This window comes from Streptomyces chumphonensis (genome assembly GCF_014779715.1).
Lineage (GTDB): Bacteria > Actinomycetota > Actinomycetes > Streptomycetales > Streptomycetaceae > Streptomyces > Streptomyces chumphonensis.
On sequence record NZ_JACXYU010000007.1, the window covers coordinates 156,219 to 173,669 of the forward strand.

A 17,451-nucleotide genomic window follows, 5' to 3' on the forward strand; every position below is an offset into this window, starting at 1 on the left:
CCAAACCTTAGCTCCGTGGTGCCCATGCCCCGTCCTGCGGAACGCACACCTTCCCACGTCAGCCGACCTGAGCCAAGATCGCTTGAACGGTGAAGGGCCCTGCGCGGCCGCCCGTTCGGGTATAGGACTGGGTCCCATGACGACGATGCGCGACGCGTCCTCCGCCGGACGCCCCTTCCCCCTCTCCCAGGCGGACTACCTGGCCACCCTCCCCAAGGCGACGATCTACGCCTGTGTCCTCCTCACCGACGGGCTCGGCCGCGTCGTCCAGCTCCGCTCCGTCTTCCGGGACCGCTCCTGGCAGCTGCCCGGCGGCAACATGGACCCCGGGGAGGACCCGCTGCGCACCGCCGTCCGCGAGACCCACGAGGAGACGGGGCTGCGCCTGCACGGTCCGCTTCCGCTCCTCCTCATGCACTACGCCCGCGCCGACTCCCGGGACGCGCCGCTCGCCAAGGTCGGCTTCTGCTTCGACGGCGGCACCCTCACCGAGCGGCAGATCGCCGGCATCCGGCTCGACCCGCAGGAGCACCACCGGTACGCCGTCGAGGACTGGGCCACCTGGGAACGCCTCATGCCGCGCGACGCCTACCGCCGCATCGCCGCCATGGCCGAGGCCCGCCGCACCGGCCGCACCGGCCTCCTGGTCACCGAGCCGCACCTCGGTGCTTGACCCTGCCACCGTGTCAGACCGTGGAGTGAGGGCGTCATGTTCGGAATCGGAGAATTCGCCACGTACGGCAGCGTGTCGGTGCGCATGCTGCGCCACTACGACGCGGTGGGGCTGCTGCGCCCCGCCCACGTCGACCCGCACAGCGGCTACCGCTTCTACGAGGCGGCGCAACTCGCCCGCCTCAACCGCGTCATCGCGCTCAAGGACCTCGGCTTCACGCTGGAGCAGGTCCGCGCGGTGCTCGACGAGGAGGTGGACGCGCGGGAGCTGCGCGGCATGCTCCGGCTGCGCCGGGCGGAACTCGCGGCGGCCATGGCGGCCGACGCGGCCCGGCTGACGCAGGTCGAGGCGAGGCTCCGATCGATCGAGAACGAGGGAAGCATGCCGTCCGACGACATCGTCATCAAGACCGTGCCCGCCGTCCGGGTGGCGGAACTCACCGCCACCGCCGACACCTTCGAGCCGGAGTCCATCGGCCCCGTCGTCCGGTCGCTCTTCGACGAGCTGTGCCGGCGCCTGGACGCCGCCGCGGTCCGTCCGTGCGGCCCGGCCGTCGCCTTCTACGAGGAGCACGACGGCCCGGTCACCGTCCACGCCGCCCTGCCGGTCGCGGCGGCGCCCGATCCGTCCTCGGGCGTCACCGTGGTGGACCTGCCCGCGCTGGAGCGCGCGGCGACGCTGGTGCACCGAGGACCCATGGCGGAGGTGATGACCAGCGTGCAGGCCCTGGCCCGCTGGGTCGAGGCGAGCGGCCACCGGCCGCTGGGCCCGCCGCGCGAGGTGACGCTGGCCTGCCCCGAGGACGCCGGGGGCTGGGTGACCGAGCTCCAGCAGCCCGTGGCCCCCGCCTGAGGCCCACCCCCGACCGGCGCGCCGCCCCCGGCGTCACCCGCGTGTGGCGTCGAGGGCGGGGCGGAGGTGGCCGCCCGTCTCGGCGAGGAGGCGGGCGGCCGTCGCCGCGTCACTGCCGGTCAGCAGCATCAGGAGCGCGGGCTTGACCTCGCCGGAGCAGGCGGCGAGAGCGGCCTCGACGGCGGCGTCGTCGGCGTCCGTCGCGAGGGTGAGGATGCGGCGCGAGCGGGCGTGGAGCTTCGCGTTGGAGGCGCGGACGTCGACCATGAGGTTCCCGTAGGTCTTGCCGAGCCGGATCATGGTGATCGTGGAGATCATGTTGAGGACGAGCTTCTGCGCCGTGCCGGCCTTCAGCCGGGTGGAGCCGGTCAGGAGTTCGGGGCCGGTGACGATCTCGATGCCGTGGTCGGCCGCGCGGGCCAGCGCGGAGTCCGCGTTGCAGGCGAGCCCGATCGTCAGGGCGCCCACCGCGCGGGCGTGCCGGACGGCGCCGACGGCGTAGGGCGTGCGGCCGGAGGCGGAGACGCCCACGACGGTGTCGGCGGCGGTGAGCTTCAGCGCGTCGAGGTCGGCGGCGGCCAGCTCCGGACGGTCCTCCGCGCCTTCGACGGGGGTCGCGAACGCGTCGGCGCCCCCCGCGAGAAGGCCGACGACGTCACCGGGCGCGGTGTTGAACGTCGGCGGGCACTCGCTCGCGTCCAGGACCCCGAGCCGCCCGGCCGTCCCGGCGCCCGCGTAGACCAGGCGCCCGCCGTCGGCCATCCGACGGGAGGCGGCGTCGATGGCGTCGGCGATCTGCGGCAGCCGGGCGGCCACCGCGGCGGGGACGCCGGCGTCCTCGCCGTTCATGAGACCGGCGATCTCCAGGGTGGGCAGCCGGTCGATCTCGGCGAGTTCGGGGCGGAACGCCTCGGTGGTGAGCGCGTCGAGCTGCGCGCGCAGCTCCCGTTCTGCGGTCATGCGAGGAGGGCTCTCTTCCGTCGGGAACGGCTCGTGCGGCGCCGGGCCACCCGCGCCCGGGCGTCAGCGCTGGGCGGGGGAGTGGCGGTGGGCGAGCGCCTCGTAGGAGGCGGCGAGGGCGGGGGCGGCGGCGTCGTAGGTGCGCTGGGCGACGCCCACGAACAGGCAGTCCACCACGAGGAGCTGGCTCGTGCGGCTCGACATGGCGGCGGGCCGCAGTTCGGTCTCGCGTGCGGTGGACGTCGTCAGGACGTGGTCGGCGTACTGGGTGACCGCGCTGTCCGGGCGGCCGGTCAGCGCCACCGTCGTCGCGCCGTGGTCGAAGGCCACGCGCAGCGGCTCGATGACGTCGACCGTGCGTCCGGAGTGGGTGACGGCGACCGCCACGTCCCCGGGGCGCAGCTGGACGGCGCCGGTGACGGCGAGGTGCGGATCGGCGTGTGCGTGGGCGATGAGCCCGATGCGCAGGAGCTTCTGCGCCAGGTCCTGGCCGACGAGGGCCGAGGCGCCGCTGCCGTACACGTCGATCCGGCGGGCGGCGGCCAGTGCGGCGCAGGCCGCCTCCACCTGCGCCGGGTCGAGCGTCGCGGCGGTGTCGCCGAGGGTCTGCTGCTCGTCGCGGGCGAGTTTGGCGATGACGTCCGCGATGGGGTCGTCGACGGCGATGTCGGCCGTGACGGCGGGCGCCGCCCCGGACGCCTGCTGCGCGGCGAGCCCGGCCAGCGCGAGCCGCAGGTCGCGGTAGCCGGGGTAGCCGAGGAGGCGGGAGGTGCGCACCACGGTGGCCTCGCTGGTGCCGGTCCGTTCGGCGAGGGCGGTGACGGTCAGGGCGGCGCACCCGGCCGGGTCACCGGCGACCGTTTCGGCCACGCGCTGCATCGAGCGGGTCATCGTCGGGGCCAGCGTGCGGACCTTGGCGGCGAGCGCCGCCGGGTCCGGCCGCTGGGCGCCGGGTGTGCCGGAACGCCGGGCCGGGGCCTGCTGCCCGCGGGGTGACTGCGGTGTGCGGCGGGGCTGCTGCCCCTGCGGTGGCGGCCCGGTGCGGCCGGTGAAAGTTTCCTTCATCACACTCCTCATGCGGTGGAAGCTATTTTCGGCCACCGGGTCCGTCAAGACGTCCCGCGCGATGCGTTCCAATGGGAGGCATGGACGCCAACGACACCGAGGCCGCCCTCCACGCGGCGCGCGCGCTGATCCTCGCCGACCTGGCGGCCCTCGACGTGGCCGGGGCCGACACCGTCACCCTGGTGGAGGACGCCGTCGTGCACCGCCGCTGGTGGGTGGGCCAGTGGCCGCAGGGCGCCGTGTACCTGCCGGGCCTCATCGCCCAGGACGTCCAGGACGCCCTGCTGGAGCGGTACGGACGCTGGCCGCTGTGCCCGCTGTGCGGGGACGCCGACCCGCACGCGCTGGACGTCGAACCGGAGCTCGGCGAGGACCCCCACTGGGTCTGTGCCACGACGGCGAGGGCCGTCGCACCCGTCGGGTCCCTGGGGGCGCGCGGGTGACGCTGTACATCGACCCGCCGACCTGGCCGGGGCACGGCCGGATGTGGTCGCACCTGATCAGCGACGTCTCCTTCGCCGAGCTGCACGCCTTCGCCGCCGACCTGGGCGCGCCGCCCCGCGCCTTCGACGGCGATCACTACGACATCCCCTCCGTCCGCTACGCCGACGCCGTCCGGGCGGGGGCGGCGGAGGTCAGCAGCCGCGAACTGGTCCGGCTGCTGACGTGCGCCGGGCTGCGCCGCCCCAAGGGCCGCCCGGCCCCGCCGCCTCACCCGCGCTGACGTCGGCCGGGACGTGGGTGGTCGTGTAGGCACCGGCGTGGCGCACCAGCGGGGACGTCGTCCTGCGGACGGCACCGGCCTCGACCTCGCCGACGACGAGCAGGTGGTCGCCCACCGCGTGGCGGGCCCGGACGCGGGCCGCCAGCCAGACGGGGGCCGCGCCGAGGACGGGCAGGCCGCCGTCCCGGTAGGCGTGCGGCGTCCCGGCGAACCGGTCGGTGCCGCTCCGGGCGAAGCGCTCGGCCAGCCCCGCGTCGTCGGCGCCGAGCAGGTGGACGGCGAAGCGGTCCGCCCGCGTCACGGCGAGCGCCGCCGAGGAGGCCGTGGCCACGCAGAAGGAGACCAGGGCCGGGCGCAGGGACAGGGACGTGAACGAGGTGGCCGTGAAACCGGCGGGGCCGGGCACGGTGACGACGGTGACGCCGGCCGCGTGCCGCCGCAGCGTCCGGCGCAGCAGCAGCTCGGGTCCGGCGTCGGATGCGGTGTCGGGGCCGGGCGGATGGCCCGGTGGGGTGTGCGGGTGCATGGGCGTGCTCCTTGGTTCCGCCGCACCGGCGGCGGGTGGTGCGGGGCCGTCGGGCGGCGGGATCGCGCCGCCCGACGGGGCCGGCTCAGCCGGCGGTGACCGGCGCGCCGTGGGCGGCGCCGTCCGGCAGCGGGCGGGAGCCGAGTCGGTCCAGCAGCTCGGCCAGTTCACGCTCCTCCGGCGCCGGCAACGGCAGCAGGGGCGGCCGGGGCGGGCCGACGGGGCGGCCGAGCCGGTCGAGACCCGCCTTGATGGTGCGCGGCAGGCCGTGGCCGACGATGAACCGCAGGAACGGCAGCAGCTCCGCGAGCAGGGCGTCGGCCCGCTCGGCCGATCCGTCGCGGGCGGCGGCGTACAGCTCCAGGCACCGGCGGGGGAGCAGGCAGGGCGCGGCGGTGCACCACCCGGCGGCACCGGCCCGGAACGCGTCGAGCGCGACGGGGTTGTTGCCGTTGTAGACCGACAGCGCCCCCTCGGACCGGTCCAGGATCTCGGAGAACCGGGGCACGTCGCCCGAACTCTCCTTGACCATCGTCAGGTTGGGGATCTTCCGGGCCAGGTCGGCGATGGTCTCGGGCGGCAGGTCGACGCCGCTGGTGGCGGGGTTGTTGTACAGCATCACGGGGAGGTCGGTCGCCCCGGCGACGGTGGCGAAGTGCCGTTCCAGCTCGGGCCCGGTCAGCTTCCAGTACGTCTGGGCCAGCACCATGACCGCCGTGGCGCCGTGACGTGCGGCGTAGCGGGCCCGGCGCACCGTCGTCGCGGTGCTCCAGTGCGAGACGCCGACCAGGGTCGGCACGCGGCCGTCCACCGTCTGGAGCACGGTGGCGCACACGGCGTCCCACTCGTCCTCCCGGAGGTAGGCGCTCTCGCCGGTGCTGCCGAGCGGGGCGACGGCGTGGCTGCCGGCCGTCACGAGGTCGTCGGTCAGCCGGTGCAGGGCGGCCGGGTCGAGTTCGCCGTCCTGGGGCGAGAAGGGGGTGACGGGGTAGGCGATGATCCCCGAGAGCGGAGGCGTGGTCATCGGACGGTGGTCCCTTCGGTGAGGCAGTCGGGGTGGTTCCGCAGGGCGCGGCGTGCGTAGTAGGCGAAGTTGGCCTGGTGGCGCCGGTCGGTGGACGTCCAGTCGTGCGCCTCGCGGGCCTGCTCCGGCGGCAGCGGCTGGAGGGTGCCCGCCGCCATGGCCAGGAGCTGGAGCTTCGCGGCCCGCTCGATGAGCAGCGCCAGGTGGCACGCCTCCTCGACGGTGCCTCCGGCGACGAGCTGCCCGTGGTGGGCGAGCAGGACGGCCCGCTTGTCACCCAGCGCCGAGGCGATGATCTCGCCCTCCTCGTTACCCACCGGGATGCCCGGCCAGTCCTTCAGGAAGGCGCAGTCCTCGTAGAGGGGCGTCGTGTCCATCTGGGAGACGACGAGGGGGATCTCCAGCATCGACAGGGCGGCGGTGTGCAGGGAGTGGGTGTGGACGATGCAGTTGACGTCCTCGCGCTCCCGGTAGATCCAGGAGTGGAAGCGGTTGGCGGGGTTGGGCATGCCCTCGCCCTCCAGGACCTCCAGGTCCTCGTTGACCAGGAGCAGGTTGTCCTCGGTGATCTCGTCGAAGCCGAGGCCGAGCCGCTGGGTCCAGTAGGTTCCGGGCTCCTCGCCCCGGCCGGTGATCTGGCCGGCGAGGCCCGCGTCGTGGCCGCCGTCGAACAGGACGCGGCAGGTCAGGGCGAGTTTCTGCCGGGTGGTCAGCTGCGAGTCGCCGAAGTGGTCCCTCATCTGCCGCTGGGCGCGGCGCACGAGGGCGTCCTTCGTCTCGCGCAGGGTGGTGGTCATGGCCGTTCTCTCCTCGGGTCTTTCCTCGGTGGCGTGCGGGCACGTCCGGTGGCCGCGACGCCGGGGGACCGGCGCCGCAGGAAACTGAGTTCACTATAGGACACCTTGTGTCCTGCGGGAAGCGGTGACACGCCGGAAGGGCGTCCGGGGGCGCGGCACGTAGGATGCGCAGGCCCCGCCGACGGCCCCGGCGGGGCGGGCGAAGGGGAAGAAGCAGTGATCAATCGGGTACGGCAGCTGCGCAAGGAGCGGCTGATGACCCTGGAGGCCCTGGCCGCGCGGGCGGGCGTGACCAAGAGCTACCTGTCCAAGGTCGAACGCGGGCACAGCACGCCGTCGATCGCCGTCAGCGCGGCACTGGCCCGCGCCCTCGGCGTCCCCCTCGACACCCTCTTCGCCGACGCCGACGAACTCACCGACGTCACCGTCACCCGGGCGGGGGAGCGCCGGCCGCTCACCCCCGGGGACGAGCCCGGTTCGCACTACGAGGGCATCGCGCTGCGGGCCGGGGCCAAGCGCATGACGCCGTTCATGCTGTACCCGCCGCACGACGTCCGGGCGACGCCCTTCCGGGACCACCCCGGGGAGGAGTTCCTGTTCGTCCACGCGGGCCGGGCCGAACTGCTCCTCGGCCGCCGCTCCGTCGAGCTCGACCCGGGCGACTCCGTCTACTTCCGCGCCACCGCGCCGCACAAGGTCCGCTCACTGGGCGAGGAACGGGCGAGCGTCCTCCTCCTCGTCTGCGACGACGGCCCGGACCCGGCGCCACACCCGCACCTGCCCTGACGTCCCGCCCGGCGCCAACCGGCTTTCCTCACCGGGATGTCGAACGCGAGAGCGCCGGACGGCCTACGCTCGCCACCATGGAGATTCTGGGTACCACACTGCGGGTCTGCGTGGACGACCTCGACGCCGCCGTCCCGGTGTACGAGCGACTGACGGGCACCGAGGGGATGCGGTTCAGCAACGGGCCGGTGGAGGCCGCCGCCGTCGGGCCGTTCATGCTGATGAGCGGCCCGCCCGCGCACGTCGACGTGCTCCGCCGCATCACCGCGACCCTCGCCGTGCGGGACGTCGAACAGGCCGTCACCGAACTGGCCGCCGTCGGCGCCGACATCGTCGTCGGCCCGCAGGCCACCCCGATCGGCCGGGCCGTCGTGGCCCGCCACCCGGACGGCTCGGTGTTCGAGTACGTCGACCGCTCCGCCGGGGCCTGAACGCGGGAACGGTCGGCGCGTGGCCGGCGCCCGGTCAGCGCGCGGCGGCGTCCTGGACGCGCGGCCAGGGGCGTTCGGCCTCCAGGGTGAACGCGACGTCCAGCAGCGTCCGTTCGTGGCCGGGCCGCGCGGAGAACAGGACGCCGACCGGCAGCCCCTCCGCCGTCGTCGTCGCGGCGGGCAGCGAGACGGACGGGGTGCCGACGACGTTGTCCAGCGGCGTGAACGCGACGTAGGCCGAGATCCGTTCGATCAGCGTGTCGTACGGCACGGCGGGGCTGAGACGGCCGAGCGGCGGCGTGGTGTGGGCGAGGACGGGGGTCAGGACGACGTCGTGCCCGCGCAGCGCCGCCGCGTACGCCTCCCGGGAGCGCCGCAGCCGCCGCAGCACGGCGGGCGTGCGGTGCGCCGCCCGCAGGTAGTCGGCGCGCAGGCCGCGGCTGAGACCGTCCATGCGGCGACGGTCGAAGTGCGCGCCCAGGCTCCGGCCCGTCGCGCCGATCAGGAACGACAGCAGGCCCCAGTAGGTGAGGAAGTCGTCCCGGAACCGGGGGTCGACGGCGATGCTCACCGGCTCGACGCGGTGGCCGAGCCGCTCCAGCGTCGCGGCGGTGTCGCACACGGCGGAGCGGGTGGCGGCGTCCGTCGCGACGCCGGTCGGCGAGTCCAGCAGGAGCCCGACGCGCAGCCGCCGCCCGCTGGGTCCCTCCAGGCGGCCGAGCGGCGGCAGGTGCGGGTTGCGCCAGTGCGTCTCGGCGGCGGCGAGGAAGGCCGCCGTGTCCCGCACCGAGCGGCTCACGACGCCGTCGCAGACGATGTCGATGGGCAGGCGGCGGCTCTGCGCGTTCGCCACCAGCCGTCCCCGCGTCGGCTTCAGGCCGACCAGCCCGCAGCAGGCGGCGGGGATGCGGATCGAGCCGCCGCCGTCGTTGGCGTGCGCGACGGGTACCGCGCCGGCGGCGACGAGGGCGGCGCTGCCGCCGGAGGAGCCCCCCGCCGAGTAGCCGGTGTGCCACGGGTTGCGGACGGGCTCGGCGTCCTCGAACTCCGTCGTCGCGTTGAACCCGAACTCCGGCAGCCGCGTCTTGCCGAGCACCGTGACGCCCGTGCCGAGGAACTGCCGGGCGAAGGGCGCGTGCCGCCGGGCCGCCCGGGGCGTGAACGCGGCGCTGCCGTGCCCGGTCGGCAGGCCGAGGTAGTCGGTGTTGTCCTTGACGAGGGTGGGCACCCCGGCGAACGCGCCGTCCGGCGGCGCGGCGGGCGCGGGCGGGTCGTGGAGGATCTGGACGGCGCCGAGCGCCGCGTCCGCCGCCCGCACCCGGGCCGCGGCGTCCCGGGCCACCTCGGCGGCGCCGACCTCCCCGCGCCGGATGCGTGCGGCGATCCCGACGGCGTCGTCCTCGCCGAGCGCGTCGTCCCCGAAGGTGTGCACCGTGGTCCGCTTCTCCGCAGCCGTCACCGCTGCCTCCGTCCGCCGGTCCGTGGTCGCCCGCCATCTTTCCTTACCATCCGGTAAGAAGCGAGCCCCCACGCGATCCGGGTAGGCGCTGCGCCTACGCTCCCTCCGGCGGCCGACCGATCCGCGGAGCGGACGCCCGACAGGAGGCCGGAGACATGGAGACAAGGGTGACGGAGATGGTGAAGGGAAGCCCGACGGCGTTAGGCGGCCTGCTCCTAGCCACATCGGCGCTGTTCGGATGCACGGCGGACGCCGGGGAGGACGGCACGGACGACGCGCGATGGTCGGACGGCGCGTCCCGCTGCGTGACCGAGCTGCGGCTCGGTCTGGCGGACGACCCGCCGAGCGCCCGTGCCGGGACCGAGTGCCGGGGCGCGCCACCGTCCCGCCAGGAGGTCACCGTCGTCATCCAGCGGTCGGGCCCGAGGGGCTGGGAGACCGTGGGAGACATGAGCAACCACGCGATCTTCGAGCCGGGGGCCGTCAAGAGGACAGACACCGACTTCCCCTGCGAGCCTGGGGAGTACCGCTCCTGGGTGACGGAGCTGACCGCCTACGGCGCGACGGACGACGACGCGCGGCCCGTCGAGCACTCGATGACCCACTTCGAACTCACCGACGACGACTGCACGTCCTGAGCGTCGGCCGGTGGCCGCCGGCGCGGCCCCGGGGGCGGGGTCTAGGGGCGGCGGCCGGTGAGGGCGATGAGGCGGTCGGCGGCCGGGGCGTCGCGGGGGACGTCCACGGCGGGCGCGAAGACCCCGGCGTCCTGCCAGGCCGGGATGAGCCCCGCGAAGCGCTCGTGGAGCTCGGCCGCCAACTCCGGGTCCAGTCCGGTCTCGACGCCGGCGCCCCGTGCGACGTCCCAGCCGTGCACGGCCAGGTCCAGCGTCATCTGCCAGGCGTACTCCTGGCCGGGCGTCGGGCCCCCGGAGGTGTGGACGGTGCCGGAGAGCGCGCCCCGGCGATGGAGGGCGGGACTGGAGACGGCTGCCGCCCGCGCCCAGGCACCGACGGGGTCGGGGCCGAGCACGTCGCCGTCGAAGCGGTCCCCGACCTCGGCCAGGGTGGCGCCGCGCAGCAGCCACGGCGCCCACAGGTGTTCGGCGGTCACGTGGTTGACGACGTCCCGCACCGACCACTCCGCGCACGGTGTGCCCGCCGTCCACCGGTCGTCCGGCACCGCGCGGACGCGGCCGTCGAAGGAGCGCAGGGCGCGGTCGAAGGCTTCGAGGAGGTCCATGCTCCCGAGGGTGCCACCCGCCCGGGCGCGGCGCCGTTCCGCCGGGCGGCGGCAGTGGGCCGCGTGGGTGAGGCGCGGTTGGTGGTCCGGTGGGCGCGCGGTGAGGATGGGAGGGGATGAACGGAGGCGGGATCGGTGCGATGAGTGATGCGAGGGCCTCCGACCACGACCTGCGGGGTCCGCTGGACGCCGGAGTGGCGGCCGCGGCGGTGCTGGACGCGCGGGGCCGGGTCGTGGGGTGGAGCCCGGCGGCCGAGGAGCTGCTGGGCCACGGGTCGGCCGAGCTGACGGGCCGCCCGTTCACGGACCTGTTCGCCGTCGGCGGCCCGGACGACGCAGGGGAGCGGGGCGGGCCCGCCGAGCTGGACGCGGTGGCGGGCGGCGTCCTCCGCGTCCACCGCGTCTTCCGCCTGGTGCACCGGGACGGCCGGGTGCTGCGCGTGGCGCTGGTGGCGGCTCCGCTCCTCGCGTCGGCGCGGGAGGAGGCGCCCGCCCGGATCGTCCTCATGGCCGACGCGGACGACCTCCAGGCGTGGCAGACGCGGCAGGCGATGCTGCGCAGCCTGGTCAACGAGTCCCCGGTGGGGCTGGGCATCTACGACACCGCGCTGCGCCCCGTCTGGGTGAACGCCCGCGCTGGGCACGAGCTGGGCTCGGCCGTCTCGACGTACGCGCAGGTGCCCCTGGACGAGGTGTGGCCGCGCGGGGAGATCATCAGCCCGCGGCACCCGCGCACCCTGGCCGAGGTGATGCGCCGGGTGCTGGCCACCGGCCAGCCCGTCATCGACCTGCACTACCGGGCCGGGCTGCCCGCCACGCCGCAGGACGAGCGGGTGTGGTCGTGCTCGTACTTCCTGCTGCGGGACGCCGCGGGGAACGCGCTGGGCGTCTGCGAGGAGTCCGTCGACATCACCGACCGCTACGCGGCGCAGGAGCGGCTCGTCCTGCTCAACGAGGCCAGCGCGCGGATCGGTACGACGCTGGACGCCACCCGGACCGCCCAGGAGCTGGCCGCGATGGCGGTGCCCCGGCTGGCCGACCGGGTCGACGTCCACCTCCTGAAGGAGCCGGTCGAGGGGCGGGACGGGCTGCTCACCGGTGACGTCGGGCTGTGCCGCGCGGCGAGCCGTACGGCCGCCGGGGAGGCCGTCGTGCAGGGCGGCGAGGTGACGGAGCCGCTGGCCGCGAGCACGCCCGCCGTGCGCTGCATGGCGCTCGGCAGCTCGCTGCTGTACGCGACGACGGACCCGGCGGGACGGGCCTGGCGGGCGGAGTTCCGGTGGCTGCTGGCCGTCCCGGTGCGGGCGCGCGGGACGGTGCTCGGCGCCGCGCTGTTCCTGCGGGCGGGCCCGGAGCCGTTCGCCGAGGACGACCGGGTGCTGGCCGAGGAACTCGTCGCCCGCGCGGGTGTGGCCGTGGACAACGCCCGCCGCTACACCCAGGAGCGCGACGCCGCCCTGATGCTCCAGCGCAGCCTGCTGCCGCGCAACCTGCCCGGGCGGACGGCCGTCGACGTGGCCCACCGCTATCTGCCGTCGGACGCGCGGGCCGGGGTCGGCGGCGACTGGTTCGACGTCGTCCCGCTCTCCGGCACGCGGGTCGCCCTGGCCGTCGGCGACGTCGTCGGGCACGGCCTGCGGGCGGCGGCGACGATGGGACGGTTGCGCACGACGGTCCGCGCACTGGCCCGGCTGGACCTCCCCCCGGACGAGCTGCTGGCCCGGCTCGACGACGTCGTCGGGCAGAGCACGGCCGAGGCCGAGGAGGACCCCTCGGCGGCGCCCGCCGAGGAGGGGAGCTGCGGCGCGACCTGCCTCTACGCCGTCTACGACCCCGTGTCCGGGCACCTGACGGCGGCCAGCGCCGGGCACCCGGCGCCGGTCGTGCGCGGGCCCGACGGCCACGTGACGCCCCTGGAGCTGGAGCCCGGGCCGCCGCTCGGGGTGGGCGGGCTGCCGTTCGAGAGCACGGAGGCCGAACTGGCCGAGGGCAGCGTCGTCGCCCTGTTCACCGACGGCCTGGTGCGGGGCGTCGGCCACGACCTCGGCGCCGGGCTCGACGCGCTCCACGACGCCCTGGCCGCCGACGCCCCCCGCGACCTGGACGCGGTGTGCGAACGCGTCGTGACGGCGCTGCCGCCCGGCCCGACCACCGACGACGCGGCGCTCCTCGTCGCCCGGACCCACCGGCTCGGCCCGGACCAGGTCGTCGTGCACGAGCTGGAGGCCGACCCGGCGACGGTGGCCGACGCCCGCAAGGAGGCCGCCCGCAGCCTCGAAGACTGGGGCATGGGCGTGCTGGGCTTCACCACCGAGCTGATCGTGAGCGAGCTGGTCACCAACGCCGTCCGCTACGCCGAGGGGCCCATCCAGCTCCGGCTGATCCGGGACGGGCGCACCCTCGTGTGCGAGGTCTCCGACCGCGGTCACACCTCCCCCCACCTGCGCCGCGCCGCCGCCGAGGACGAGGGCGGACGCGGCCTCTTCCTCATCGCCCAGCTCGCCCGGCACTGGGGCACGCGCTACACCCCCACCGGCAAGACCATCTGGACGGAGCAGGACCTGGACGCACCCGGCCTGGACGTCGCGGGGTGACGCGTCCGTACGGCGCGCCCCGCCGGGGAGCGCGGCCGTCGCGCCCGGGTTCAGGCGCGGGCGTCGAGGAGCGCCAGCTCGGTCGCGAGGTTGTGCCGGGCCGGTGCCTCCCAGTGCGCGGCGCCGTGCGGGGTGCGGAACAGCCGGGGCAGGGCGAGGAGCTGCCGGAGCACGTCGGCGCGCCCGGCGGTGAACGCGTCGTCGGGCACGAAGGCGTACTCGGCGCGCACGGCCGCCGCGTAGGCCGCGTACGCGCCCGGTGAACCCGCCAGGACGGCGAGGTCCGCGTCGCACAGCACCTCCCCGTCGCGGTCGCCGGGCGCCGGGTCGTGGGTGACGGTCAGCCGGACCAGGCGGACCACCTCCGCCGTCCGGGCGGCCCCGACCCCGGCTTCGGGGAGGGCGCGCTGGGCGAGGCCGGCGCTCCGCTCCTCGTTCTCGCTGCGGTCGGGCCGGTAGACGGCGTCGTGGAACCAGGCGGCGAGCCGGACGGCGTCGGGGTCGGCGGCGTGCCCGGCCAGCGCGTCGACGCGGTCCAGGACGGCCAGCAGGTGGTCGGTCGTGTGGTAGCGACGGTGCGGCTCCGCCCACCGGCGGAGCAGGTCGCGCCCGTAGGGCTCGGGGTCGGGGGCGGCGTCGGCACCCCCGGTCATGCCGCCGCGGGCGGAGGTCAGGGTGGCGTTCCAGCGGGCCAGGAGGGCGGCGGAGGCGGGGTGCGTCTCGGACATGGCATCCATGGTGCGGGCGGGGCTACCGCTGCCGGTGCGGGTGTGGCACTCTAACCCACATGTCTAGACCAATTCTTGAGGTGATCGCGCTCTCCGCCGACGACGCGGTGGCGGCGGAAGCGGGCGGGGCCGACCGCCTCGAACTGGTCACCGACATCGCCGCGGACGGCCTGACCCCGTCCCTGGAGACCTTCACCGCCGTCCGCGACGCCGTCCGCATCCCCGTGCGCGTCATGCTGCGCGCCACCGACGGCTTCGCGGCGGGCAACGCCGTCGAACGCGCCGCCCTGCGCGACCGGGCCGCGGCCCTGCGCGCCGCCGGGGCGGAGGAGTTCGTGCTCGGCTTCCTCGACGAGACCGGCGGCCCGGACCTGCCCGCCGTCCGGAGCCTGCTCGACGTCCTGCACGGCTGCCGCTGGACGTTCCACCGCGCCATCGACCACAGCACCGACCGGGCCGCCCTGCGCAAGGCGCTCACCGAGCTGCCCGGCCTGGACGGCTACCTCACCGCCGGTGCGGCCGACGGCGTCACGGCCGGCCTCGACGTCCTGCGGGCCGAGGCGCGGCGCTCGGCCCGGGGCGACCTGGGCTACGAGGCACGCGTCATGGCGGGCGGCGGACTGTCCCTCCCGCACGTCCCGATCCTGCGCGACGCGGGGGTCGACGCCTTCCACATCGGCGGCGCCGCACGGCCGGGCGGCTGGTCGGCACCGGTCGAGGCCCCCGCCGTCCGGCAGTGGCGCACGGTCCTGGACGCCTGACGGCCGCCCCGGAGCGGCGCACGTCGACCGCCCGGCCGGTCCGTACACCGCCGGCCGGTGGGCGGGCCCGCGTCAGCGCCGGTGGGGGCGGTGCGCGGCGGGGTGCTGCGCCTCGTCCGTCTCGCCCAGCACCGCCACGCGGAACGCCGAGGAGACGAAGACGCGGACCGCCCGCAGCGCGTTGCCGAGCCGGTGCGGCGGATGGTGCTCGGTGGGGCCGACCGCGGTGGCGCCCTGCGCCCGTGACGGCGACCGACCGCCGTCACCCGGTCCGCCCATCGCGGGGGTAACCGATGCGGTACTCATGCCACCAGCATGCGCGGCGCACGCCCCGCGACACATCGGCCGAAGGTCCCGTCCCCCCGCTGGCGCACCCCCACCGACGGGTGTAGGGGCCCTGGGGCCCGAGGAGCCGGCCGCCGCCGGGGCGGGCTCGCCCGGACACCGACGGCCGACGAGCCCGTACCCGGGCGGCGGACGAGCCTGTACCCGGGCGGCGGACGCCGGCGCAATCCGTTCGTCCGGACGGCGGGAGGCGGGTATGCTCGCGCGTCTTGCCGCCTCCCGGTCCGGGGAGGACCGCGTCCGGTCGGAACCGGACGCCTCCCACCCGCACCGCAGACCACCGGAGGCCCCTCCCCGTGCCCGCCCCCGCCGAGGGCCCGCTCCACGCCGAGCAGGCCCACCTCACCGCGTCCCGAACCGCCCTGCGCACCATGCGCGCCGACGTCGAAGCCCTCGACATCCGCGACGTGGCCGCCAACTGGGTGAACGCCGCCGTCCTCCAGACCCAGGTCGGCGAGCGCATCGCCGCCCTCGCCGACCTGGCCCACACCCCGCTGTTCTTCGGCCGCCTCGACTACGGGGGCGGCGACCACGCCGGCCACCGCTACTACATCGGACGCCGACACGTCCACGACGCGGCGGGCGACCCCATGGTCGTCGACTGGCGCGCCCCCGTGTCCCAGCCGTTCTACCGGGCCTCCCGGCGCGACCCGCAGCACGTCGCGCTGCGCCGCCGCTTCGGCTACACCGCCGGGGAGCTGACCGCCTACGAGGACGAGCACCTCACCGACCCCGCAGCCGCCGACGCGCCGGCCGGCGCGCTCCTCCAGCGGGAGATCGAACGGCCCCGCGTCGGCCCCATGCGCGACATCGTCGCCACCATCCAGCCCGAGCAGGACGAGATCGTCCGCGCCGGCGTCGAGGGCACCGTGTGCGTGCAGGGCGCCCCCGGCACCGGCAAGACGGCCGTCGGCCTGCACCGCGTCGCCTTCCTGCTCTACGCCCACCGGGAGCGGCTGGCCCGCACCGGCACCCTCGTCATCGGCCCGAACGCGTCGTTCCTGCGCTACATCGAGCAGGTGCTCCCCGCGCTCGGCGAACTCCAGGTGCGGCAGTCCACCGTCGACGCGCTGGTGGCCCACGTCCCCGTGCGCGCCGAGGACGACGCGCGGGCGGCGGCCGTCAAGGGCGACGCCCGCATGGCGGAGGTGCTGCGCCGCGCCCTGTGGTCCCACGTCGGCGAGCCGGACGCACCCTGCGTCGTCGTGCGCGGCTCCCGGCGGTGGCGCGTCGCCACCGACGAACTGTCCGCCGTCGTCGCCGAACTCCGCGAGCGCGGCATCCGCTACGGCGCCGCCCGCGAGGCCCTGCCCCAACGCATCGCGCACGCCGTCCTCGTCCGCATGGAACGCGCCGGGGAGGCCCCCGACGACCGGACGCAGAACGCCGTCGCCCGCGACGCCGCCGTCAAGGCGACGGTGAAGTCCCTCTGGCCACCCGTCGACCCCGCCAAACTCGTCCTGCGGCTCCTCTCCGACGAGGGCTTCCTCGCCACCCACGCCGACGGCCTCCTCACCGCCGACGAGCAGAAGGCCGTGCTGTGGCCGAAGCCGGCGCGCGGCGTGAAGTCCGCGCCCTGGACCCCGGCCGACGCCGTCCTCGTCGACGAGGCGAGCGACCTCGTCAGCCGCACGCCCTCCCTCGGCCACGTCGTCCTGGACGAGGCGCAGGACCTCTCGCCCATGCAGTACCGGGCCGTCGGACGCCGCTGCTCCACCGGCTCCGCGACCGTCCTCGGCGACCTCGCCCAGGGCACCACCCCCTGGTCGACCGCCGGTTGGGCCGAAGCCCTCGCCCACCTCGGCAAGCCCGACGCCGCCGTGGAGGAACTGACGCGCGGCTTCCGCGTCCCCCGGCACGTCATCGACTACGCCTCCCGCCTGCTGCCCGCCATCGCCCCCGAACTGGCCCCCGCCACCTCCGTCCGCGAGTCCCCCGGCGACTTCGCCGTCCGCCCCGTCCCCGCGGCCGAACTGACCGACGCCGTCGTGGCCGCCTGCCGCGAAGCCCTCACCCGCGAAGGCTCGGTCGGCCTCATCGCCGCCGCCGCCCGCCTCCCCGCACTGACCGCGGCCCTCGACGCCGCCGGGCTGCCGTACCTCGACCCCGGCGAGGAGACCACCCCCACCGCCCGTCTCACCCTCGTCCCCGCCACCCTCGCGAAGGGCCTGGAGTACGACTCCGTCGTCCTCGACGAACCCGCCGCCATCGTCGACGGCGAACCCGACACCCGCACCGGCCTGCGCCGCCTCTACGTCACCCTCACCCGCGCCGTCACCGCCCTCACCGTCCTCCACGCCACCCCCCTCCCGCAGGAGTTGGCCGACTGACGCCTCTGGACACCCCTTCCCCGCGATCAGCACGGCCCCTCACGGGCGAGGTCGGCAAGCGTGTCGATCTGCCTCCTTGCCGAGGACGCGCTTGATCAGGCCATGGACTTGACCGCTGCGGGACGGTCCTTCTCAACTGGCCGCAAGCGGCCC

19 protein-coding genes are annotated in these 17,451 nt (G+C 75.8%); 10 read left to right on the forward strand and 9 right to left on the reverse strand.

The features are described 5' to 3' along the window. Positions 1-136: 136 nt before the first annotated feature. Positions 137-673, forward strand: coding sequence for an NUDIX domain-containing protein (locus IF129_RS15425; protein ID WP_224755012.1), 537 nt, complete (start codon positions 137-139; stop codon positions 671-673). 36 nt (positions 674-709) lie between these two features. Beyond that, a complete protein-coding gene (locus IF129_RS15430; RefSeq protein WP_191210233.1) occupies positions 710-1,525 on the forward strand; it encodes a MerR family transcriptional regulator in 816 nt (271 codons plus the stop codon). A gap of 33 nt (positions 1,526-1,558) precedes the next feature. Here IF129_RS15430 and murQ read toward each other — a convergent pair whose 3' ends face one another. Together murQ and IF129_RS15440 are read right to left on the reverse strand one after the other, a co-directional pair. Next, positions 1,559-2,485, reverse strand: coding sequence for an N-acetylmuramic acid 6-phosphate etherase (murQ, locus tag IF129_RS15435; protein ID WP_191210234.1), 927 nt, complete (start codon positions 2,483-2,485; stop codon positions 1,559-1,561). 63 nt (positions 2,486-2,548) lie between these two features. Then, positions 2,549-3,550 (reverse strand): MurR/RpiR family transcriptional regulator, encoded by a 1,002-nt coding sequence (locus tag IF129_RS15440; RefSeq protein WP_224755013.1) that lies wholly within the window; start codon positions 3,548-3,550, stop codon positions 2,549-2,551. 80 nt (positions 3,551-3,630) lie between these two features. Here IF129_RS15440 and IF129_RS15445 point away from each other — a divergent pair, with 80 nt between their 5' ends. Both IF129_RS15445 and IF129_RS15450 read left to right on the forward strand, forming a co-directional pair. Next, positions 3,631-3,993 carry a hypothetical protein gene (locus IF129_RS15445; protein ID WP_191210236.1) on the forward strand — a complete coding sequence of 121 codons (363 nt, stop codon included), beginning with the start codon at positions 3,631-3,633 and terminating at the stop codon, positions 3,991-3,993. Next, positions 3,990-4,274: a DUF4031 domain-containing protein gene (locus IF129_RS15450; RefSeq protein WP_191210237.1), complete on the forward strand. Its 285-nt coding sequence runs from the start codon at positions 3,990-3,992 to the stop codon at positions 4,272-4,274. Before IF129_RS15445 ends, IF129_RS15450 begins: the two co-directional genes overlap by 4 nt. Here IF129_RS15450 and IF129_RS15455 read toward each other — a convergent pair. The 3 genes from IF129_RS15455 to IF129_RS15465 all read right to left on the reverse strand — a co-directional run bounded on the left by IF129_RS15455 (position 4,186) and on the right by IF129_RS15465 (position 6,621). Continuing rightward, complete coding sequence (locus IF129_RS15455; protein WP_191210238.1) at positions 4,186-4,800, reverse strand: flavin reductase family protein; 615 nt, start codon at positions 4,798-4,800, stop codon at positions 4,186-4,188. The two genes, IF129_RS15450 and IF129_RS15455, sit on opposite strands and share 89 nt — an antisense overlap. 85 nt (positions 4,801-4,885) lie before the next feature. Then, positions 4,886-5,824: a dihydrodipicolinate synthase family protein gene (locus tag IF129_RS15460; RefSeq protein WP_191210239.1), complete on the reverse strand. Its 939-nt coding sequence runs from the start codon at positions 5,822-5,824 to the stop codon at positions 4,886-4,888. Beyond that, positions 5,821-6,621, reverse strand: coding sequence for an aldolase (locus IF129_RS15465; RefSeq protein ID WP_191210240.1), 801 nt, complete (start codon positions 6,619-6,621; stop codon positions 5,821-5,823). Before IF129_RS15465 ends, IF129_RS15460 begins: the two co-directional genes overlap by 4 nt. Before the next feature lie 216 nt (positions 6,622-6,837). On the opposite strand from IF129_RS15465, the gene IF129_RS15470 reads away from it, so the two are divergent. Beyond that, positions 6,838-7,407 (forward strand): helix-turn-helix domain-containing protein, encoded by a 570-nt coding sequence (locus IF129_RS15470; RefSeq protein ID WP_191210241.1) that lies wholly within the window; start codon positions 6,838-6,840, stop codon positions 7,405-7,407. A 77-nt stretch (positions 7,408-7,484) separates the two neighbouring features. Continuing rightward, entirely contained in the window at positions 7,485-7,838 is a 354-nt protein-coding gene (locus IF129_RS15475; protein WP_191210242.1) for a VOC family protein, read from the forward strand. A 34-nt stretch (positions 7,839-7,872) separates the two neighbouring features. On the opposite strand, the gene IF129_RS15480 is transcribed toward IF129_RS15475, so the two are convergent. After that, positions 7,873-9,297: an amidase gene (locus IF129_RS15480; protein WP_191210243.1), complete on the reverse strand. Its 1,425-nt coding sequence runs from the start codon at positions 9,295-9,297 to the stop codon at positions 7,873-7,875. A 155-nt stretch (positions 9,298-9,452) separates the two neighbouring features. Here IF129_RS15480 and IF129_RS15485 point away from each other — a divergent pair, with 155 nt between their 5' ends. After that, positions 9,453-9,935: a hypothetical protein gene (locus IF129_RS15485; RefSeq protein ID WP_191210244.1), complete on the forward strand. Its 483-nt coding sequence runs from the start codon at positions 9,453-9,455 to the stop codon at positions 9,933-9,935. Positions 9,936-9,976: 41 nt separating this feature from the next. On the opposite strand, the gene IF129_RS15490 is transcribed toward IF129_RS15485, so the two are convergent. Then, a complete protein-coding gene (locus tag IF129_RS15490; RefSeq protein ID WP_191210245.1) occupies positions 9,977-10,540 on the reverse strand; it encodes a TIGR03086 family metal-binding protein in 564 nt (187 codons plus the stop codon). Between the two features lie 140 nt (positions 10,541-10,680). Between IF129_RS15490 and IF129_RS15495 the strand changes: the two genes are divergently transcribed. Continuing rightward, positions 10,681-13,134, forward strand: coding sequence for a SpoIIE family protein phosphatase (locus tag IF129_RS15495; RefSeq protein ID WP_191210246.1), 2,454 nt, complete (start codon positions 10,681-10,683; stop codon positions 13,132-13,134). A gap of 50 nt (positions 13,135-13,184) precedes the next feature. On the opposite strand, the gene IF129_RS15500 is transcribed toward IF129_RS15495, so the two are convergent. Beyond that, on the reverse strand, positions 13,185-13,862 hold the full coding sequence (locus IF129_RS15500) for an HD domain-containing protein (RefSeq protein ID WP_191210247.1): 678 nt from the start codon (positions 13,860-13,862) through the stop codon (positions 13,185-13,187). 59 nt (positions 13,863-13,921) lie between these two features. On the opposite strand from IF129_RS15500, the gene IF129_RS15505 reads away from it, so the two are divergent. Next, positions 13,922-14,623, forward strand: a complete 702-nt coding sequence (locus IF129_RS15505; RefSeq protein WP_191210248.1) for a copper homeostasis protein CutC — start codon at positions 13,922-13,924, stop codon at positions 14,621-14,623. A 72-nt stretch (positions 14,624-14,695) separates the two neighbouring features. On the opposite strand, the gene IF129_RS15510 is transcribed toward IF129_RS15505, so the two are convergent. Beyond that, entirely contained in the window at positions 14,696-14,929 is a 234-nt protein-coding gene (locus IF129_RS15510) for a hypothetical protein (RefSeq protein WP_381480034.1), read from the reverse strand. 335 nt (positions 14,930-15,264) lie between these two features. Between IF129_RS15510 and IF129_RS15515 the strand changes: the two genes are divergently transcribed. Next, positions 15,265-17,298, forward strand: coding sequence for a HelD family protein (locus tag IF129_RS15515; protein ID WP_318153765.1), 2,034 nt, complete (start codon positions 15,265-15,267; stop codon positions 17,296-17,298). The last annotated feature ends 153 nt before the right edge of the window (positions 17,299-17,451 follow it).